The 20,708-nt window shown below is 68.1% G+C and carries 9 protein-coding genes, 1 tRNA gene and 1 pseudogene; 3 read left to right on the plus strand and 8 right to left on the minus strand.

The window, feature by feature from the left end; genetic code table 11:
- Positions 1-2: 2 nt before the first annotated feature.
- Together fliE and BRX43_RS04270 are read right to left on the minus strand one after the other, a co-directional pair.
- Positions 3-371 carry a flagellar hook-basal body complex protein FliE gene (gene fliE, locus BRX43_RS04265; protein WP_125993599.1) on the minus strand — a complete coding sequence of 123 codons (369 nt, stop codon included), beginning with the start codon at positions 369-371 and terminating at the stop codon, positions 3-5.
- Entirely contained in the window at positions 368-1,690 is a 1,323-nt protein-coding gene (locus BRX43_RS04270; RefSeq protein ID WP_125993600.1) for a sigma 54-interacting transcriptional regulator, read from the minus strand. The genes fliE and BRX43_RS04270 overlap by 4 nt, the downstream gene beginning before the upstream one ends.
- 291 nt (positions 1,691-1,981) lie before the next feature.
- Here BRX43_RS04270 and BRX43_RS04275 point away from each other — a divergent pair, with 291 nt between their 5' ends.
- Positions 1,982-2,812 carry a flagellin gene (locus tag BRX43_RS04275; protein ID WP_125993601.1) on the plus strand — a complete coding sequence of 277 codons (831 nt, stop codon included), beginning with the start codon at positions 1,982-1,984 and terminating at the stop codon, positions 2,810-2,812.
- A 439-nt stretch (positions 2,813-3,251) separates the two neighbouring features.
- Here BRX43_RS04275 and BRX43_RS04280 read toward each other — a convergent pair whose 3' ends face one another.
- Positions 3,252-7,859 carry an NAD-glutamate dehydrogenase domain-containing protein gene (locus tag BRX43_RS04280; protein WP_125993603.1) on the minus strand — a complete coding sequence of 1,536 codons (4,608 nt, stop codon included), beginning with the start codon at positions 7,857-7,859 and terminating at the stop codon, positions 3,252-3,254.
- A gap of 51 nt (positions 7,860-7,910) precedes the next feature.
- Positions 7,911-9,233 carry a hypothetical protein gene (locus BRX43_RS04285; RefSeq protein WP_125993604.1) on the minus strand — a complete coding sequence of 441 codons (1,323 nt, stop codon included), beginning with the start codon at positions 9,231-9,233 and terminating at the stop codon, positions 7,911-7,913.
- 157 nt (positions 9,234-9,390) lie between these two features.
- Between BRX43_RS04285 and BRX43_RS04290 the strand changes: the two genes are divergently transcribed.
- A tRNA-Thr gene (locus tag BRX43_RS04290) sits at positions 9,391-9,466 on the plus strand.
- Positions 9,467-9,910: 444 nt separating this feature from the next.
- On the opposite strand, the gene BRX43_RS04295 is transcribed toward BRX43_RS04290, so the two are convergent.
- A complete protein-coding gene (locus BRX43_RS04295; protein ID WP_164523520.1) occupies positions 9,911-11,887 on the minus strand; it encodes a TonB-dependent receptor in 1,977 nt (658 codons plus the stop codon).
- Positions 11,888-12,296: 409 nt separating this feature from the next.
- Here BRX43_RS04295 and BRX43_RS04300 point away from each other — a divergent pair.
- Positions 12,297-12,833, plus strand: a pseudogene (locus tag BRX43_RS04300) (transposase).
- Between the two features lie 365 nt (positions 12,834-13,198).
- Here BRX43_RS04300 and BRX43_RS04305 read toward each other — a convergent pair.
- The 3 genes from BRX43_RS04305 to BRX43_RS04315 form a co-directional block, all read right to left on the minus strand.
- The gene (locus tag BRX43_RS04305) at positions 13,199-14,302 is read right to left on the minus strand and encodes a Ca2+-dependent phosphoinositide-specific phospholipase C (RefSeq protein ID WP_125993608.1); all 1,104 of its coding nucleotides are present in this window, start codon (positions 14,300-14,302) and stop codon (positions 13,199-13,201) included.
- Positions 14,302-16,983, minus strand: coding sequence for a TonB-dependent receptor (locus BRX43_RS04310; RefSeq protein WP_241214755.1), 2,682 nt, complete (start codon positions 16,981-16,983; stop codon positions 14,302-14,304). The genes BRX43_RS04305 and BRX43_RS04310 overlap by 1 nt, the downstream gene beginning before the upstream one ends.
- 221 nt (positions 16,984-17,204) lie before the next feature.
- A complete protein-coding gene (locus BRX43_RS04315; RefSeq protein WP_125993610.1) occupies positions 17,205-20,294 on the minus strand; it encodes a TonB-dependent receptor in 3,090 nt (1,029 codons plus the stop codon).
- Positions 20,295-20,708 lie beyond the last annotated feature (414 nt).

Consider the following 20,708-nt stretch of genomic DNA (forward strand, 5'->3'; position numbering starts at 1 on the left):
GATCAGACCGGCATGCTCATGATGTCCTTGTAGGCGGACAGGATCTTGTTGCGGACCTGAAGCGTCGCCTCGAACCCGACCGAGGCGGTCTGGCGCGCCAGCATCACCTTGGCGATGTCGACCGTCTCGCCGCGCTCATAGGCTTCGGAAAGCTTGGTGGCCTGGTTCTGGCCGTCATTGACGCTCTTCAGCGCGGTGTCGAACGTGTCGGCGAAGCTGCCGACCCCGCCGGCCGGATTGGTCGCGACGGGCGCGCTGCCTTGCGTCGAGGCCGCCTTGGCCAGCGCCTGGTTGCGCTCCAGGATCTGCGCGCGCAGCGCCAGGACGCGGTCGATCCCGTTCGCGCCGCCGATGCCCCCGACGCCGCTCACGATGCCACCGCCTGGGCCACCGCCCGGGAGAGATCCTCACCCTGCTCGCGCGCCTTGGCGAGGCGGTAGCGCAAGGTGCGCTCCGAAATACCCAGCCGCCGCGCGGTCTCGATCCGGCTGCCGCCGCATGCCGCCAGCGTCTCGCGGATCGCCTGGAATTCGCTCATCTGCACGACATTCCCCAAGGTCGCGGGGCCCGGGGTCGCGGGCGCGGCCGGGACGACGCCACCGATCGGCACCACGTTGGTCGCCGCCGCGCTCGGCGTGAAGCGCATCGTGATCGGCCGGTCGAAGACGATGTGCGCCGCCTCGATCGTGTCGCCGCCGGCGAACAGCAGCGCGCGCTGCACGACATTCTCCAGCTCGCGGACATTGCCCGGCCAGTCGTGGCGCATCAGCAGCTCGACCGCCTCGACGGTCGGCCAGGGCACGACCGCGCGCGCGCCGGCATGACGAAGCACCATCGTCGCGACCAGCGCCGGAATATCCTGCGGCCGGTCGGCGAGCGCGCGCGTGGTCAACGGGAAGACGGCGAGACGATAGTAGAGATCGGCGCGGAACCGGCCGGCCGCCACCTCGGCCTGCAGGTCGCGATTGGCGCAGGCGACGACGCGCACGTCGATCGGCTGCGGCACGCTGGCGCCGATCGGCACCACCTCCCGCTCCTGCAGCACGCGCAGCAGCTTGGCCTGGAGCGACAGCGGCATCTCGGCGATCTCGTCGAGCAGGATGGTGCCGCCCTCCGCCGCGCGGAAAAAGCCCTCGCCACCCGACGATGCGCCGGTGAACGCGCCCTTCTGGTGGCCGAACAGCAGCGCCTCCAGCATCGATTCGGGCAATGCGGCGCAGTTGATCGCGATGAACGGCTTGGCGGCGCGGGCGGAGGCGGCGTGGATGGCGCGCGCCAGCACTTCCTTGCCGGTGCCGGTCGGACCGTTGATCAGCACGGTGATGTCGGCCTGCGCCACCCGCTCGGCCAGCGCGAACAGCGCCAGCGTTTCGGGATCGGCGGCGGTCGGCATGTCGGGACCGCCGGCCAGCGCACGGACGAAGCCGTGACCGACCGCCGTGTCGGCCGGTCCGTAGGAGATGCGGTGCGGCGCCCCGTCGCGCCCCGGTACGATTCGCCGCCCCTGGTCGCCGACGATCAGCGTGCGGGCCGGGACCGGTGCGGGTTCGCCCTCGGCGACCAGGAACAGGTCGCGCGGGCCGGGCTGGCCCACTTCGAAACTGCCGATGCCGAGCCCTTGGGCGCGCAGCGACGAGACCAGCGCGTAGCGCTGGTTCGCGATGGCCGCCGATGGAAAGATTGATCGCATGTATGCCCCCAATTGCTCGTGCGGCAAGTTTTGCCGGATTTGGGTAAACACACTCTTAAACCCCCATAATGAGGGCAGTTTTCTACCGCGCCCGTGTGCACGTAGAGGGAAATACCCCGTGTCGGTGCGCGCGACCCTATCTTTTGGCGATCGGGACCGGTCGAATCCGGCGCGAATCGGAGCCCGTGATTTTTTCCGCTTAAGCCCCGCCCCGCCCGGCCGTTCCTTGCTGCGACGGCTCGGCCCTCCGCTCTGGGGGCGGCGGGGAAGCCGTGCAGACGGAGACACATCATGACCGTAATCGCCACCAACACCGCCGCGCTGCGCGCTGCCAATGCCTCGATGAGCGCGTCGACCTCACTGTCGACCTCGATGGAGCGCCTGTCGACCGGCAAGCGAATTAACTCCGCCAAGGACGACGCCGCCGGCCTCGCCATCTCTCAGACCATGACCTCGTCGATCCGCGGCATGAGCCAGGCGATCCGCAACGCCAATGACGGCATCAGCTACGCCCAGACGGCGGAAGGCGCGCTGGGCGAAGTCACCAACATGCTGCAGCGCGTCCGCGAACTGTCGGTCCAGTCGGCCTCGGGCACCTATACGGACGGTGACCGCACCAACCTGAACGCCGAGGTTTCGCAGCTCAAGGACCAGATCACCAACGTGCTGGCGACGACCGAGTTCAACGGCAAGCGCGTCTTCAACAGCAATGCCACCGGCGGCACCTACACCGCCGCAGCCGGCACCACCAAGATCCAGGTCGGCGCGCAGAATGGCGACACGGTCGAGCTGGCCTTCACCGCGCTGTCCGACCTCGCCTCGGCCGACGTGACCACCGACGCCAACGCCAACACGACGCTCGGCACGGTCGACACGATGCTGAAGGACGTCGCCACCACCCGCGCGACGCTGGGTGCGGCGCAGAACCGCCTCGCCTCGGTGGTCAACAACCTGACCAGCAACGTCACCAACCTGTCCGACGCGCGCAGCCGCATCGAGGACACCGACTTCTCGGCGGAAACGACCGCGCTCGCCAAGGCGCAGATCCTCAGCCAGGCCTCGACCGCGATGCTCGCCCAGGCGAACCAGTCGCAGCAGTCGGTGCTGAAGCTGCTCCAGTAATCCGGGCTTCGGCGCCGGCCCCGGCCCCCGATCGCGGGTGCCGGCTTCGAGACGGGCGGCCCTTCCCTCCTGAAGGGTCGCCTCACCGGCCCCGGTGGTTCACGCCGCCGGGGCCTTCGGCTGTCTGGAGCAGGGTGGCGGAGCCACTGGCTCCAAAACGCACCCTATCCTCCCGGCGCAGGCGGAACCTTCGCAAAGCTCGGGCAGGCTCGTGCTCCTGCAAACGCAGGAGCCCAGGGCCAGGCTAACCTACGCCTTATGGGCCCGTCCGTCACCCCGGCTACCACTAGCCGCATTGGCCAGGCTAACCTACGCCTTATGGGCCCCTGCGTCCGCAGGAGCATGGTAGCGACTCGGCATCGCTGCGGGGTGGAGGCCAGGGACAGGAGCGATCCCTCCCGCAGCGGTGCCGGGGAGGGAGCCGCAGCCATCGCGCGACCTATCGCCCGAGCAGCACGCGCGCCTGACCCGCCACCTGCGCCAGCATCGCGGCGCTCGGCTGCGCGGCATGGCGGGCGCGGTCGACCACGGCGCGGAACTGGCCCACGCGCGCGGCATTGTCGGCCAGCCACTGCGCCACCAGCGCCTCCGGCGCGGCGTCCGTCCCGACCCGGCGCTGGAGGAAGTCGAGCCGCAACTGCTCGAATTCGCGCACCAGTCCGGCGACCAGCAGCCGCTCCCAGGGATCGCCCGGCGACAGGCGCGTCGCCTGCCCCTGCGCCCAGTCGAGACCCAATGCCTGGCCCAGCGCGGTATAAGCACGGGTTAGGTCCGCCTCGTCCACGCTCAGCTCGACGCCCAGCGCCGCGAGACCGACCGCGCCGTCCAGGTCGAACAGCCCGGCGACCCGCGCCGCCAGATGGTCGGGCGCGCCCTTGTCTCGGAGCTGGCCGGCGATCCGGTCGCTCGCCGCCCGCGCCTCGTCGAGCAGCAGCGTGTCGGTGGTCGCCGCCAGCTTGCCGATGCCCGGCCCCAGCCGCTCGATCGCCGCACCCGGCATCGTTCCCGCCGGCACCGCACGGAGCAGGTCGGCGACATGGCTGCGCACCGCACGCGCCGTCTCGTCGAACAAGGCGATCCGCGCCGGCTCGCTCATCGGCTCGGTCTCGATCGCCTGCCACAGGGCGGGCAGGTCGAACAGATGCTCGGCCGCCACCGTCATCGCGGCGATATCGGCCATGCCGACGCCCTCCTCCTCGGCCAGTTCGACCGGGGGCAGGATGCCCAGCCGGTTGACGATCCGGTTGGCGAGCTTGGTCGCGACGATCTGGCGACGCAGGCGATGCTGGTCGATGGCGTCGGCGAACCGCGCGCGCATCGCCGCCGGGAAGGCCGCATGCAAGTCGGGCCGCAGCACGGGATCGAGCCCCAGATCGGTCGCCTCGATCGCATCCTGCAGCGCGAGCTTGGCGGTCGCCAGCAGCACGGCGAGCTCGGGCCGGGTCAACCCCTGCCCGTCCTGTCCGCGCCGCAGCAGGTCGTCATTGCCCGCGAGCCCCTCGACCCGGCGGTCGAGGCGGCCGGCCGCCTCGAACAGTTCGATCGCGCGGACATAGCTGGGCATCGCCGCCGCGCCGTCCTGTTCGGCGATCGACAGCGCCAGCGTCTGGAGCCGGTTATCCTCCAGCACCAGATGCGCGACATCGTCGGTCATCGAGGCGAGCAGCGTGTTGCGGTCGCCCTCGGCCAGCCGGCCCTCGTTCATCTCGCGGTTGAGCGCGATCTTGATGTTCACCTCATTGTCCGAGCAATCCACGCCGGCGGAATTGTCGATGAAATCGGTGTTGATCCGCCCGCCCCGCTCGGCGAACGCGATCCGCGCCGCCTGGGTGACGCCCAGATTGGCGCCCTCGCCGATCGCGGTGACGCGCAGCGCCTCCGCATCGACGCGCAGCCGGTCGTTGGCGGGATCGCCGACCCCGGCATTATTCTCGGACGCCGCCTTCACATAGGTGCCGATGCCGCCGAACCAGAGCAGGTCGGCCGGCGCCTTCAGGATGGCGGAGATCAGCGCCGCCGGCTCCAGCAGCGTGTCGGTGATGCCGAGCAGCGCCTGCACCTCGGGCGTGATCGGGATCGTCTTGGCCGCCCGGCTGTGGATGCCGCCCCCCGCCGAGATCGGCGCGGCATAATCGGCCCAGGACGACCGCGGCAGCGCGAACATCCGCGCGCGCTCTTCATAGGACACCGCCGGGTCGGGATCGGGGTCGAGGAAGATGTGGCGATGGTCGAACGCTGCGACCAGCTTGATCGACCGGCTGAGCAACATGCCGTTGCCGAACACGTCGCCCGACATGTCGCCGCAGCCGACCACGGTGATCGCGTCGCGCTGCACGTCCACCCCGCGCTCGGCGAAGTGGCGCTGGACCGAAACCCAGGCCCCCTTGGCGGTGATGCCCATCGCCTTGTGGTCATATCCCTGGCTGCCGCCGCTGGCGAAGGCGTCGCCCAGCCAGAAGCCGCGTTCCAGCGCGATCGCGTTCGCCACGTCGGAGAAGGTCGCCGTGCCCTTGTCGGCGGCGACGACGAAATAGGGATCGTCGCCGTCCAGCACCGTCACGCCCTCCGGATGCACGACCCGGCCGTCGACGATATTGTCGGTGATCGACAGTAGCGAGCGGATGAAGACGCGGTAGCTCTCCGTCCCCTCGGCCAGCCAGGCGTCGCGATCGACAGAGGGCGAGGGCAGTTGCTTGGGATAGAAGCCGCCCTTGGCCCCGGTCGGCACGATCACCGCGTTCTTGACTCGCTGCGCCTTCATCAGGCCGAGGATCTCGGTACGGAAATCGTCGCGCCGGTCGGACCAGCGCAGGCCGCCGCGCGCGACGGGCCCGGCGCGCAGGTGGATGCCCTCGACGCGCGGGCTGTACACCCACACCTCGCGCCATGGCAGCGGCGCCGGCAGGCCCGGGATCTGTGCGCTGTCGAGCTTGAAGGCCAGCGCCTCCGCCGATGCGGGCGCGAAGGCATTGGTGCGCAGGCAGGCGCGGATCAGGCTGGCATAGGCGCGCAGGATGCGGTCGTCGTCGATCGCCGACACGGCGTCCAGCCCGGCGGCGATCGCCTGGTTCTCCGCCTCGACCTGGCCGTGATTGGCGGGATCGTGCGCGGCGGCGAAGCGGGCGACCAACGCATGGGTGACGGCGGGCGCACGGCGCAGCGCATCGACCACCGTGGTCAGGCCGTAGGGCAGGCCCGCCTGGCGCAGATAGCGGAACCAGGCGCGCAGCAGCACCACGTCGCGCGGGGCCAGCCCGACCTCGACCAGCAGCCGGTTGAACGCGTCATTCTCCGCCGCGCCCTGCAGCACGGCGGCGATCGCCCCCTCCAGCACCGCCGGGTCGGCGATCGCGCCGAAGCTCGACACCACGAAGTCATGGACGAAGGCGTCGCCCGCCTCGCGCAGCCGGGTCGGCAGTTCGCCGATCACGCGGAAGCCGAAATTCTCCAGCACCGGCACCGCGTCCGACAGCGCCAGCGCGCCGCCGGTCTTGTAGATCTTGAGCTGGCGATCCTCGCCAGGCCGCGCATCCTCCGCCTGGGGTATCAGGCGGACGCCGCGGTCTTCGGCGCTTTCCAGCTGGCCCAGCCGCAGCACGTCGAGCGCCGCTTCCTGCGCGCTGGTGACGTTGCGGTAATTTTGCGGGAAGGCCCCGGCCCAGCGCAGCGCCAGTCGCGCCGCGCGCGCCGGCGGCACCAGGTCGGTCAGCGCCGCCTCGACCTCGGGCACCCAGCCGCGCACCATCCGCTCGATCCGGTTGGCGAGCGGCGCGGTGTCGGGCAGCGTGCCCGATCCCTTCAGGTCGAGCATGTAGCGCATCAGCGCGACCTGCCCGTCCTCCAGCGCGATCGACCAGTTGAGCAGCCGCGCATTCGCCGCCTCCGCCAGCATGTCGCCGATCGCGACACGGCGGCCGGTGGTCACGTCGTCGCGCGGCAGCCAGACGAAGCCGAACAGATGCCGGCCGAGCGGCGAGCGGACCAGCACCAGCGCCGGGCGCGGGCGATCGGCCAGCGACATGGCGGTCAGCGCCAGATGTTCGAGCGATTCGGCGTCGAAGCCGACCACCAGGTCGTGCGGCAGCGCGGTCAGCGCATGGGTCAGCGCCTTGCCGGTATGCCCCTTGGGATCGAAGCCGAACTTCTCCTCCAGCGCGGCGAGGCGCGCGCGCAGCAGCGGCACCTCGCGCGGCGGGCTGGCCAGCGCGGCGCTGGTCCACAGGCCCATATGGATCGACAGGCCGACCACCGCGCCCTGTTCGCGGATCGGCATCACGATCAGGTCGATCGGCACCGAGCGGTGGACCGTGGCGTTCAGGTTCGACTTGAGCAGCAGCGGCGGCTCGCCGCCCTTGTCGAACCAGCCGAGCGCCAGGTCCTTGGACGCATCGGCCAGGATCGGGCGCGGCTGCGGATTGCGGGCGATGCCCAGGTCCTGCCCCGCACGGCCGTCGCGATACCAGCGCTGATGGCCGAGCAGCGTCAGCTTGCCGTCGAGGAACCAGCGGAGCAGCGCCGCGCCCTCGCCCGACCAGAGCGCATCGGCATCCTGCGCCATCGCCTGGCGCAAGGCCTGCCAGTCGGTGACGGCGGCGCGCACATCGGCCAGCGCGGCGGACAGGTCGTCGATCAGCTCGCGGCGGTCGCGCGCATCGGCGCGCTCCATCTCCAGATAGATCATCGATTCGGGCGCCCCGCCCTCGCCCACCGACTGCAACCGGCCCTCGCCGTCGCGGGTGACGGGGACGACGGGGTGGATGATCCGGTCGATCGCGATGTCCTGGCCGGTGATCGCGGCGGCGACCGAATCGACCAGGAAGGGCATGTCGTCATTGACGATCGCGACCCGCATCCGCCGGCGGACATCGTCCGCGGCGATCGGCTCCAGCGCGATGGCGGCCTCACCCGGACGGCGAACCGCGGCGGTGGCGGCGACGAAGCGCGCCGCGGCCTCGATCTCGGCCGGGCCGAAATCGCGCAGTTCCCCAGGCAAAGCGCCGACGGTCAGCCGAGCGGCGAGCGCGGCTGTGATGTGATCCTTCTCCATGGCGGGCTCCTATGCGCCCGCGAGCGGGTCTTCTCAAGCACTGTAGGGCCGTTATGCTGTCCTTGGTCGCCCGTCCGATCCTTTCCGCCGCGATGGTTTCGCTACCAGCAATCGTTCCGCCAATTTCGGATCGCTATGGCTGTGCACGACGTCGAGCACGCCGTCCGCGCCCATCCGCGCCAGCAGCACCACCGCCTCGCCCGGCGCCGCATCGACGGTCATGGCGACGCGCGCCAGCGCCGGCCGGCTCGCCAGCGTGGCGGCGGCGACGGAGGCGGTCGGGATCGGACGACGCGCATCGCGCTCGGCGGCGACCACCGCCTTGATGCCGCCCTCCGCCCCTTCCAGGAAGGTGCCCAGCCGCCCCTCCGCGACGCCCAGCCGGCGCGCATGGCCCAGCACGGCGGCATATTCGGTCAGCCGCGTCTTGTCATATCCCGCCCCGAAGACCAGCTTGACGATCGGCGTCAGCGGCGCGCGCGCCTGCGGCTTCAGCCCGGCGGCGGCGAGCAACGCGGCGAAGGCCTGCGGGTCCCGCTCCGCCGCCAGCCCGAAATCATGCGCCCGACCCAGCGCCCGGTAGAGCGCGCCCCGGCTGCGCAGGTCGGCGGTGGCGACGGCGGCGGCGCTGTCCTGCGCCAGCCGCAGCACCTCGGCGAGCGATTCGGCCGGCGCCACGCCGCTGCCGTCCGCGGCATGGGGACCGTCCGCCCAGACCGCCGCCTCCGCACCGCCGCGCAAGCGCTCGCCCATCGGCGCGGGCGCGGGCGATTCGGCGGCCAGGGCGGCGTGCAGTTCGATGTCGAGCGCCGCCTGCACCACCGGGTCGGCGACTTCCTTCCAGTTGATGACGCCATAGATATAGTCGATCCGCTCCGCCCCCGCCGCCGCGAAGGGCATCAGGATGCCGCGATAGAGCGTCGTCCGCCCGCGCGCGCCAATGAACTCCGCCTCGAACCCGATGGGCGCGCGATTGGCCAGAATCTGCTGATACTGGTCGGTCAAGCGCGACAGCAAGGACCGCGGCGGCACATCGGCGATCCGCGCGATCTCGCCGCGCAGGCCGCATTCGTCGCGCAACGCCCGGCCCAGATAGGCGATTCGCGGGTCGTCCAGCCCGGACGCGAAGTCGATCAGCACGCTATGCGCGCCGAAATCGGCGATCGTCGCCGGCTCCAGATCGGCGATCGACGGAAAGGCGCGCCCCTTCAGCAGCGATACCCAGTGATTATAGGCGCGGACATGCATCCGCCGCTCGTCGCCGCCCAGGTCGAACATCCGTTCCTCGGGCGCACCCGCGCCGCGCCGCCCGGCGAGATGCTCGCCGCCGATGCCGTGTTCCGTGTCGCTTTCCAGCGTGCGCGCGCTGTCCATGATCGTGGCGTCCCCAAACTTTGGCGGGGATCGTGCATCATCCGTGGTAAACGATCCGTAAATCGGCCGCGATGCGGGCCGCATGGCAAAACAGCGCTTGCCAGCCCTATTCGACGTTGGTAAGCGCCGCACCTCCAGCCCGGCAGTCGCCGGCCATGCCGCTTTAGCTCAGCTGGTAGAGCATCGCATTCGTAATGCGGGGGTCACAGGTTCGAGTCCTGTAAGCGGCACCACTTTCAAAAGCCTATGCAGAGTAGCAAATTCGGCCGAAAACCGGCCCGGATTGTAGCCCATAGATGTCGTGCAATTCACTTTGACGCGGGCGACATGCCGAAACCAAGCCTGTACGGCTACGGCGTGCAGGGGCCGATCCTGGCCGTGCAGGCCTGATCCGATACCAAAATGCCCCCTCCCGGCCGCCACCGAACTGGTAGCGCTCTTTAACTTGCCACCATAAAGCCCAAGGCAATGTGCCAATAGTTTCGGCTTCATCCAGCGCATGTCAGGCGCACCACCGGCGAAACGACGACCTTCCGCACGGTTTGGATCGGATCTTGGAAGAAGTCACTCGGCCGGTCGATCTGCAAAGCCGGCGTGGATTCCCAACCGTGAAGACCTGCCATCCGTTGATTGCGCAGCCGCCGGGATCGTCGTTTCGCCGCGGGTGGATGCCCGCATCAGAAGCGGGCACGCACCGCTCCCAGGATGCTGCGCGGCGTACCGGGATAGTTTTCCAGCCGGGTAACCGTGGACTCGATATAATAGGCGTCGGTCAGGTTGCGGGCGGTCAGCGACAGTTCCAGGCCCGTGCCGGGCACCGCATAGCTGATCGTCGCATCATAGACGGTATAGCCATCGACCGTGAAGCTGTTGCTGAGGTCGCCCGCCCGCCGGCCGACCAGGGTCACGCCGCCCGCCAGGGTCAGCCCCTCGGCAGCGCCGCCCAGCAGATAGCTGCTCCACAGCCTGCCGGACCAGCGCGGCACGTTGGTCAACCGGTTGCCCACCGCGAACAACTCATCCCTGCTGATCGTCGCATCGAGATGACTGCCGCTGGCGATCACCTGCCACCGCTTCGTCAGGTGGCCGATGACGTCCATTTCCAGCCCGCGCACCCGCTGCTCGCCGGTCTGGATCGCGAAGCTGGTATCGGCCGGGTCCGGGGTGGCGACATTGCGCTTGGTGATGTCGAAGGCCGCAAAGGTCGCGATCAGGCGCCCGCCCACGGGGTCCAGTTTCACGCCCGCCTCATATTGACGGCCACGTTCGGGATCGAGATAGCTCAGGTCGCGGCGCTGGCTGGTCTGCGGCTGGAAGCTCTGCCCATAGCCGCCGAACAGCGATATGGCCGGCACCGGCTGTACGACCACCCCGCCGCGCCACGTCGTCGCACCGCTGTCGCGACGGTCTTCCCGACCATTGACCTGATTGAGCAACCGGTCGCGCACAATGTCGTGGCGGACGCTGCCGAGCAGCTTGAGCCAGTCGGTCACCGTGACCTGGTCCTGGACATAGGCCGCATAGAGATCGGATCGGCGATAGGTGTCGGCATTGAGCGACAATCGCGGCAGCGGGGCATTATAGACCGGGTTCAGGATATCGATCGACGCGATGTTGCCGCGATAGGTCAGGAAATCGAGCGTGGCATGACTATAGCTGCCGCCGGCCAGCACGACATGGCCGACCCCTCCGGTCGCGAAGGTCGCCACGGCTTCTGCGCGCGTATCGACCGTTTCCAGATCCTCGGTGCGGACCGTCGCACGACGGCTCAGCGTGCGGCCATTGGCGGCCAGCGCCCGATAGTCGATCGCATGATCGTCCTGCACGACCGCATCGGTATAGCGGCCGTTGAGGTGCAGGCTGAGCCAGTCGGTCGCGCGGTGCGCCACGTCCAGCACGACGCGGGTCTTGCGCGCGCCCGTGACCGACCAGGGTTCCGACAGGAAGCGCCGGGCGGGGAGCGTGACCCGGTTGTCGGCGCCGACGACAAGGCCGCGGTCGAACGGATTGCGCTGGCTGGTACGGTCGACATCGAGATTGATCGTGGTGGCATCGCCCGGTCGCCAGCGGGCCGCGAAACCGGCGAACTGACGCGTGGATGTGGCCGCATGCTTGCCGCGAAACCCCTCCAGCGCCTGTGCCGCGCCGGTCACACGCACCGCCAGCCTGTCGCCGACGGGGCCGCTCGCCGTGGCCGAGACGCGCGCGAAGTCGAAGCTGCCGGCCTGCAGGCTAATTTCCGCCGTCGCCCGGTCGGTGGGGCGCCGTGTCGTGATATTGATGACCCCGCCCGGATCGCCCTGGCCATACATGACGGATGCGGGCCCCTTCAGCACCTCCACCGTCTCGACATTGGCGAGGTCGAGGAAGGTTTCCGACCGATCGGCCACCCGGTTCAGCAACACGCCGTCGATCGCGTAACGCGGGGTGGTGAAGCCGCGGATCTGATAGATTTCGCCACGGTTGCCGGCGGTGGTCGCCGGCTGCACCCCCGAGACGTTCTGCAAGACGTCGGTCAGGCGGATGCTGTTCTGATCCTCGATCACGCTGCGGGGGATCACCTGGATCGATTGGGGCACGTCGCGCAGCGGCGTCGCCGTGCGGGTCGCGGTCGCGCTTTCGCCCTCGACATAGCTGGGTCGCTCTCCGGTCACGACGATTTCGCCCCGTTCCTGGATCTCGTTTTCTTCGCGACGGATATGGTCGTCGGTGGACTCTGCCAGAGCGCCAGCCGAAAATCCGAACCCAGCGCACAGCATAGCCGTGCTGGAAATCCAGCGCACCATTACACCCCTTTAGCTATTGCGTTTCGCTCGCATTAGCTAAAGGGGTGTAATGGTGCAAGCTTGTTCGGATGACGATGCGGAGTATAGTTCGCGCTTGGGCAACCAATTGGGTCCGTACGTCGCATCAACATCCAATATTTCCAAAGCTTTGAGTGTCGATTCAAAGGCATCCCCGTCCGTGATCAGGGTCAGGACCCATCAATGTGGGAGGCGGTGATCTAATTCGGGCTCCGTAGGGGGACTGGTGACGCGCAACCTGATTTGGCTGACGGACGAGATGAGGGGGCGGCTGCGTCCGTTCTTTTCCAAGAGCCGTGGCACGCCTCGCATGGATGACCGGCGGGTGTTGGGCGGCATCATGTTCGTCAACCGCATGGACTGCGCTGGCGCGATGCGCCAGCCGCCTACGGCCCGCTCAAGCGGCATGAATACGAAGCTCCATGCCATCGCCGATGCCAATGGCCGCCCCTTCAGCTTCTTCAGGACGGCGGGCCAGGTCAGCGACTATACCAGCGCGGCAGCGTTGCGCGATGGCAGGCTCAAGGCACAATGGCGGTTCGGTGACCGCGGCGACGACGCCGACCGGTTCAGAGACCCGCTCCAGGCAAAGGGCATCCGGCCATGCATCCCGGGCCGGCGATCCCGCGACCAGCCCGTCAGGCATGACAAGCGCCGCTACCGGCGTCGCGACCGCATCGCGATCATGTTCGGCCGCCTCACGGACTGGCGACGCCTCGCCACCCGCTACGATCGCTGCCCGAGCGTCTTCTTCTCCGCCGTCGCCCTCGCCGCCACCGTCATCTCCTGGCTGTGATCGACGAATTCTGACGCTAGCTGGATGTTCTTCGTCCACCATCGGAATTCTCGAAAACCGATCTCCGGTGCAACTCCGGTGGGATGCGCCCGGAACACGGATTGCCGAACATGGTGACGCGCGGGCGATGTCGAACGAAGGAGCAGTTGGTACCGCTGCAGCCTATCGGCCGCGACTGGAAGCCGTGACCGATCGTGTCATGAAACGCGGCGATGGCCCCGCTTTGTCGTCACGATCCGCGATGGCGGGTGCCATCGCGGTCGCGAACCGCGGCCATGACACCTCTGGGGCGACCGAATGGTCGCGGTGCCGGAGCCCGCGACCCCGGTGAGGACGTCGGGAGGACGTCCGCCGGATCGACGATTCTAAGGCCGCACCGAGCACCGGGCGGTGACGCGCACCGGATTGCACTGCGCCGTCGTTCCTCCGGGCAGCGTGACCCGATACTGCAGGCCCAGCGGATCGGGCGCGCCGGGATAATAGTCGGTGCTCACCGCCTGCGCGCCGCTGGCGATCGCCGCCTTGGCCTTGGTCCAGTCCTGCGCGCGTGCCTCGACCGTGTTGGCGTCGGTGCGGGTGCGGACGATCACGCCCTGCCGGACCAGGCGACGGATGCGGTCGGCATCGGCGATCGGGTCCTGGACGATCTGGACCGCCGCGTCCGGGTCGGCATCGTCATACCAGCCGAACATCGCGCGTCCGCGCAGGCCCGGATGGCCCTGGCGATAGGCCTCGGACACCGCCCGGCGCACGTCGAACAGGATGTAGATGCGGCCCCGCGCCGCCGCCAGGGTCGGCCAGCCGCGCGTCCGGATCGCCTGGGCCAGCGTCGGCGCGTCGCCGCGCACCTCGTCCGGCGTGATCAGGCGACGGCCGGGAATGGCCTGGCGGATCTCCGCGTCCAGCGCGTCGAGCGGCTTGGGATCGTCGAGCGGCAGCGGCGCGGTGACGGCGCGGTCGCCGACCGTATCGGCCGCGTTGATCGTCAGCATGATCGGCAGATGCCCCGGATGCGCGCGCGACCAGGCCTCCACCTCGCCCAGGCAGCGGACCAGCGTCATGCAGCCCGAGCGATAGTCGATATCGGGGATGTGCAGGACCTTGTAGCCGGGCCTGCGCATCGCCGCCCGGTCGAAGCCGGTCCGCTCCCCCGCCGCCCGGGCCAGCCGTTCGCCCTGGGGATCGGCATAGCGGCCGCCCTGCGGATCGGCGAAGATGTCGATCTCCAGCTGACGGACGCCCCGGTCGAGCTGCGCACGCAGCGGCAGGTGGTAATAATCCAGCGCCGCGGCCAGCTTCGGCTCGCGGCGGCGCAGATCGGCCATCACCGCCGTCGGGATCTGCGCCTTGAAGCTGTTATGCGAGCCCAGCACTTGGATGTCGTTCATCCGGAGCGCCGGGCCCGCCGGCTGCGCCAGCGCGGCGGGGCCGGCGGAGCAGATCGCCGCCAGCGCGAATGCCCTACGCATCAGAACTCGGCCCGCACGCCGAACAGGATCGTCCGGCCATAATAGTTGATCTCGCCGAAGCGCAGGCGATTGTCGTTATAGGTGTCCTGGTGCGCGCCGGCGATGTTGATCCCCTCCAGGCTGAAGGTCAGATTGTCGGCGGCGCGGACCGAAAGCTGCCCGTCGAGCGAGCCGAAAGCGGCGACATAGGTCGGCGCCTGCACCGTGCTGCCCGTGCCCGACAGATATTTGTCGCGCCAGACATAGGAGAGGCGGGCCGACAACGGCCCCTTGTCGTAGAAGCCGACCAGGTTGAAGCTGTTCTTCGACAGGCCGATCAGCTGGTCGCGGATCGTGCGCGAACCGGCCGTATAGTCCGCCTTCACCTCGGTATGCGTATAGCTGCCCTGCACGCCGAAGCCGTCGAACGGCGCCGGCAGGAAGGTGAAGACCTGGCTGTACGCCGCCTCCGCGCCGTAGACCTTGGCATTGCCGCCATTGACCGAGCTGGACAGGCGGACGATCCCGCGCCCCGGAATGGTGATCTCGGTGTTCGACTGGGTGATGTAATCGTCCATCGCCTTGTAGAAGACCGCGCCCGACAACATGCCCGAGGGCGCGAAATACCATTCCAGCGACCCGTCGAACTGGGTGGCTAGGAACGGCACCAATTGCGGATTGCCGCCGCTGGCGGTGGGCGCGTCGGTCGACACGGTGATGCGCGGCGCGGTGTCGGTGACGTTGGGGCGGGTCAGCACCCGGCTGGCGGCCAGGCGACCGACCAGTTTCTGGGTCAGGTCGGCGCGCAGGTTGAAGCTGGGCAGGACATTGTCGAAGGTCTTGGGATAGCTGACCGGCGTGGCGGTGCCGCCGGCGGTCAGCGTGCCGCTGGCCACCTGGTCGGTATGGACGTAGCGGACGCCCAGATTGCCGCTGATCGCCACCGAACCGGTATCGAACTGATAGTCGGCGCGGACATAGCCGGCGGCGATCTTCTCCGACACGACGAAGGACGAGCGGCGATCGGCATTGGTCAGCGGCGCATTGGCGACGGCGGGCGTGAAGAACGCGCCGACAAAGGCCTTGGTCGACGGCACCAGCCAGGTGCGGAAGGCATTGCCGTCGACGCCCTTCAGGAAATCGCCATAGGGCAATTGCTCATAGGCCGCCGAGCCCAGGCTGTTGAGCGTCGCGCCGGCTGGCGGGTTGACGATGAAGTCGCGGCGGAAATAGTCGCGCTTGCGCCAGTGATATTCGCCGCCCGCCGCCAGCTTCGCGAGGAAGCCGTCGAAGTCGCGCCCCACGTCCAGGCGCGAGAAGATGTCCCAGTCCTTGCTGTCCTTGGGCGCGATGTTGAACGGATAGAGCTTGTAATTGGCCGGGTTGGAGACGTCGACCGGCGTAGTGAAGGTCGGCAGCACCTGATAGCCGCCGCTCGCATCATAGCTCAGCGGCGCATTGAAGAAGGCGCGGCTGCGCACCGTGCCGGTCTTATAGTCGGGGTGATAGCTGTGCGCCGCCGACCAGTTGACGTTCGCCGTGACGTGCCAGCGATCCGGGTTCCACGCCTGCTTCAACCCGATGGTCAGCAGGTCGTGGCGGTTGAGGCTGTATTCGCGCGACGCCATGAAGCGGACATTGTTGATCGTCGCCTTGGTGATCGTGTCGCCGACCACGCTATAGCCGGGCTGGATCACCGTGCCGGAATCGTCGGGATAGATGTCGAGCCCGAACTCGTCATAGGCCACGTCCAGCCGGGTCGCGACCACGTCCAGCGTCGTCTGGAGTTCGGCGGTCGGCTGCCACTGGGCCGAGACGATGCCGGAGATGCGCTTGCGATCCTCGGTTTCGACGGTCGGGCGGGTGCGGGTCGGCGAGTAGAGGCCGGCGGGCAGGCCGCCCGCCCCCGGCGAGGTATAGCGGTTGAGCAACCAGCCGAAGTTCATGAACCGGTCGTTGCGGACCGCCTTGCCCCAATATTGCGCGCCGGCCAGGATGCCGAAGGTGCCGCTGTCGTTCTTGGCGCTGGTCAGCACGGTGACGTTGGGGCGCACGTCCTTGGTCTGGCCGGTATAGGTGCCGCGCATGTTGATCGTCGTCTTGGTGCCGACCTCCAGCGGGCGGAAGGTCTTGACGTCGATATTGCCGCCCAGCGCACCCTCGGTCATGTCGGCGGTCGGCGTCTTCACCACGTCGATGCTGGAGGTGAACTCCGCCGGCAGCATCTCGAAGCGGAACTGCCGCCCGGCCGCGCCGCCATTCTCGATCAAGTCGTTGAGCGCGATGGTGCGGCCGTTCATCAGCGTGTTCTGGAACTGCGGCCCCAGGCCGCGCACACTGACATAGAGGCCCTCGCCGCGCGGCCGGGTGATCGCGACGCCGGGCACGAGCTGCAGCGCCTCGGCGACGTTCTGGGTCGGGAACTTGCCGATATCGGTCGAGCTGATCGAATCGACGCCGTAGGCCGCACGCCGCTTCGTCTCGATGCCGGCGGCCAGGCTGCGCGCATAGGTGCCGTTGACGACGATCTCGTCGCCCTCGCCTTGGGGGGCGTCCGGCGCGGGCGTGCCGGCGGTGGGTTCGGTCGAAAGGCTGGCCTGCGCCTGGGCGACGGTGGCGACGCCGGTCGACAGCATAAGCGTCGCCGACGCCCGGAACAGGCGGTTGCAGAAGGTCATGGTGATGAAGGTCCCCAGCGGCATGTTTGCCGTTCGTGTGGGGCGCTTAGGATCGCTCTGTGTAGAACCGGCGACGGTTTTGCGACGCGCGAATGACAGCGGCGATTTGGTTCACAATGGTCGCATCATTGCCACCGAGAGGGGCCGAAGGCTCGGCGATGCCATGGAAAAAAGGGCCCCCGCGAACGGAGGCCCCATGATCCGGCCGAGGCGTCCCCACCCCGGCCGATACCCGGTTCCGGCGATCAGAAGCCGAACTTCACGCCCGCGCGGAACGAGCGGCCATAGATGCCGTCGCCGCCCTGGATCGGGTTGTACAGATAGGCGCCATAGGTCGCCGGATCGATCGGGGGCAGGTCGTTCAGCAGGTTCAGGACGTTGACGTAGAACGAGAACTTGTCCGTCACCTTGACCGTGCCGACCATGTCGACGGTGATATAGCCCTTCACGTCGCAGGGCAGGTAGTCGACGCCCAGGCTGCAATCGCCGCGCACGCCGCCCTGGTCCTCCGCCGACAGGTTGTAGCCCGCCGTGTAGTTGACCGTGGCGCTCAGCGTATAGGCATCGGCCAGTGCGAAGGTGTTGGTCACGTTCGCACGCCAGCGCGGCGTGCCCGAACCGGCGGTCAGGTTGTAGTTGCCGAGCGTGCCGACATACTTCTCCTTGGTGCCGTCCGGGAATTTGGTGCTGAGGTCGAGCAGCACGCTACCCTCGCCCGACACGGTCCAGCGGAAATTGTCGGAGAAGGGCACGCGCACCGTGCCGCCGATATCGATGCCCTGCGAGTGGATCGTATTGGCGTTGATCAGCTGCGACCGCACGAAGGCGATGCGCGGCGTCGCATTCTCGAAGCCGACGCCCGGGGCGTCCGCGATGACCTCATAGCCGGCCGGGATCGCCTGGCCGCCATAATAGGCCGCCAGCGCCGGAGCGTTGGACGGCTGGGTGATCGCGCCCGTCTTCTTGATGTCGAAGAAATCGACCGTGAAGCTGACGTTGCGGATCGGCTCGAACACCGCGCCGGCGGTGAAGCTGCGCGACTTCTCCGGCTCCAGATTCTGGCTGGCCAGCGTCGTCTGCCCATAGCTGCCGCTGCGGATATAGGTCGGGCAGCTCTGGAAGGTCGCGACCGTACAGCCATATTGCGCCAGATAGGCGTCGTTGAAGATGCCGGCATTGTTGTTCACATAGCCCGTGGTCGGCAGGGCGTTCGCCTCGCCGAAGCTTGGGATGCGGAAACCGCGCGACCAGGTGCCGCGGATCGCCAGCTGGCGGATCGGCGTGAACTTCGCACCGATCTTGGGCGAGAAGTTGCTCTGGCCCGACGAATAATGGTCGTACCGGCCCGATGCGTTGACCAGGAACTGCTCGACGATCGGCACCTGCACTTCGCCAAAGGCCGAGGTGACGGTGCGGTTGCCCTCGGTGCCGAAGGCGTTGATCGTGAAGTAGCGCTGCGTCGGCCCGTTGATGTCGGAATTCGCCGAGGGGGCGTTCACCGCCTCGTAGAAGACCGAGCCGCCGAGCGCCAACTGGACCGGGCCGCCGGGCAGGTTGAACAGCGCCTTGGACACGCTGGCCTGCGCCTGGAACAGGTCGGAGCTGGAGTCGACGATGTTGGTCGGCGTCAGGTAATCACGCACCGCCTGGCTGTTCTGCGACGGGTCGCGGAAATTGTAGCTGCCATCGGCGATCACATCGAGCAGGTGCTGGATATAGACATAGCCGCTCTGCGTGCGACGCAGGTCGCTGTGCATCGCGGTCAGGTCGACCCGGTAGTCCCAGTCGCCGAACACGGTGCCGTTGACGCCCGCCGCCGCGCGATAGACGCGGTTGCGCGTCGCGTTGGAGACGGTGGTGTCGGGCAGGAAGCCGAGCAGCGCCGCCACCTGGCCCTGCGCCGCGAACGGGTTGTTCGGGTTCAGGCGGCCGGTCGTGGCATCGCAGACCGCGGTGCCGCGCGGGCAGACATAGACCGGCAGGGACAGCGGCGACGAGCCGGGGAAGAAGGTCGCGGCGTTCGACGAGGTCGAATATTGCGGGAAGAGGATGCCGGCCGGCGCGTTGCCGCGAATGGTCGACGGGTTGCCCGTATAGCTCGACCTCGCCTGCTGGAAGTTGACCTCCAGATAGGCTTCCGACGTATCGCCCAGCTTGCCGGTGAAGCGCGCCGAACCGCCGAACCGCTCGATCTTCGGCGCGACGACGCCGTAGCGATTGGTCCAGTCTTCCTGGCAGACGGTGGTCGGCACGCTGGCATTCGGGTTGGTGCCAGCCGCATTGCGGATGTCGTTCAGATCGGCGGCCGAGGGCGAGAAGGGCGTGCCATTGAGGCAGCCGTTGCTCAGCAGCTGATAGCGTGAACCGGCAACGCCGGTGACGGTCGTGCCGGAAAGGGTGGCCGGACGAACGTAGAAGTTCGCACCCGCCTGGGTGCCGGTATTCTGCAGGCGACCGTCCGCGCCGACGCCGTAGATGGTGTCGTTCGGACCGCCGGTGCCGACGCCGCGCTTGTCGTCCGAGTTGAACGGATAGGGCAGGTCGCGATTGTAGACGGCTTCGCTGCGGTAATAGAAGCCGCTGATATAGGCGTTATAGCCCTTCTCATCCAGGTCGCCGGTGCCGGCGGTCAGGGTCAGGCGCTGGTTGGCGGCCAGGCCGCGCTGGCTGATGCCCGCCTCGGCGCGGCCGCTGATGCCGTTAAACTTGCGCTTGGTGATGATGTTGACCACGCCCGCGATCGCGTCCGCGCCGTAGCTGGACGATGCGCCGTCGCGCAGCACCTCGATCCGGTCGACGATATCGTCGGGGATGGTGTTCAGGTCGACGAAGTTGCGGGTCGCATCGTCGGCGAGCGGGTAATAGGCCGCGCGCAGGCCATCGAACAGCACCAGGGTCGAATTGGTCGACAGGCCGCGCAGCGACACCGCCGACGCGCCGCCGGCGAACGCACCGTTGGCGGTGAAGGAGTTGGTCAGCGCCGGGCCGTTGTTCGACGCCAGCGACTGGATCGCGCTCTGGATCGTGGTGATGCCGCGCTGGTCGAGATTCTCGGTGGTGATCGTGGTCACCGGCGACGGCGTCGCCGCATCGGTCTGGCGGAACAGCGAACCGGTGACGACAATCTCGCCGCCATCGCCCGCCGCGCCGGAGGTCGCGCGCCCTTGCGCGTCGGTCGCGGTCTGGACCTGCGTCGCCGGATTGTCGGCGGCGCGATTCTCGGCATTGTCGGCTGCGGCCGGCACGGTCTGCGCGGCGGCCGACAGGCTGCCGAGCGCCAGCACCAGCGGTGCGGCCGTGACCATCAGGAAGGTGTTTCGCGTGAAGCGATTCATGGCGATTGTCCCCTTGGCTTCCCACCCTTTTGGATCGGGAAGAATGTCAGACCTGCGGTCCTTGATATAAATCAAGCCACTGGTTCCAAAGGAAACTTGCCGGCCGCGGATCGCCCGGACAAGCAGGAGAGTCAGGGATCATGACGTTTTCACGATCGTGTCATAAAAGAACAACGATCTATGATAGGCGCGGTCTTCGGGCGGGAATCCTGGCCGCCGGCACCCTTGCCAAGCACGCGGTCGGCATGGCACATGGCTGAAATACCGAGATTTTTTCCTGACATCGGCCGAAAGTAAAAGTCCTCACCTATTATAAGATAGATCGTTTATTTGGTTGATCGCCACGCAGTACGGCATGGAATGCGAGGTCCACCCCAGACACGAGATCATCGCGCCATTTCAGCGATCGAGCCG

It is taken from the genome of Sphingomonas sp. S-NIH.Pt15_0812 (assembly GCF_003951315.1).
Classification (GTDB): Bacteria; Pseudomonadota; Alphaproteobacteria; order Sphingomonadales; family Sphingomonadaceae; genus Sphingomonas.

What these genes read in the sequence shown, in the direction of transcription:
- BRX43_RS04270 (WP_125993600.1), bottom strand. Translation starts at nt 1,690, where the DNA reads ATGCGATCAATCTTTCCATCGGCGGCCATCGCGAACCAGCGCTACGCG.
- BRX43_RS04275 (WP_125993601.1), top strand. Translation starts at nt 1,982, where the DNA reads ATGACCGTAATCGCCACCAACACCGCCGCGCTGCGCGCTGCCAATGCC.
- BRX43_RS04280 (WP_125993603.1), bottom strand. Translation starts at nt 7,859, where the DNA reads ATGGAGAAGGATCACATCACAGCCGCGCTCGCCGCTCGGCTGACCGTC.
- BRX43_RS04285 (WP_125993604.1), bottom strand. Translation starts at nt 9,233, where the DNA reads ATGGACAGCGCGCGCACGCTGGAAAGCGACACGGAACACGGCATCGGC.
- BRX43_RS04305 (WP_125993608.1), bottom strand. Translation starts at nt 14,302, where the DNA reads ATGCGTAGGGCATTCGCGCTGGCGGCGATCTGCTCCGCCGGCCCCGCC.
- BRX43_RS04310 (WP_241214755.1), bottom strand. Translation starts at nt 16,983, where the DNA reads ATGCCGCTGGGGACCTTCATCACCATGACCTTCTGCAACCGCCTGTTC.
- BRX43_RS04315 (WP_125993610.1), bottom strand. Translation starts at nt 20,294, where the DNA reads ATGAATCGCTTCACGCGAAACACCTTCCTGATGGTCACGGCCGCACCG.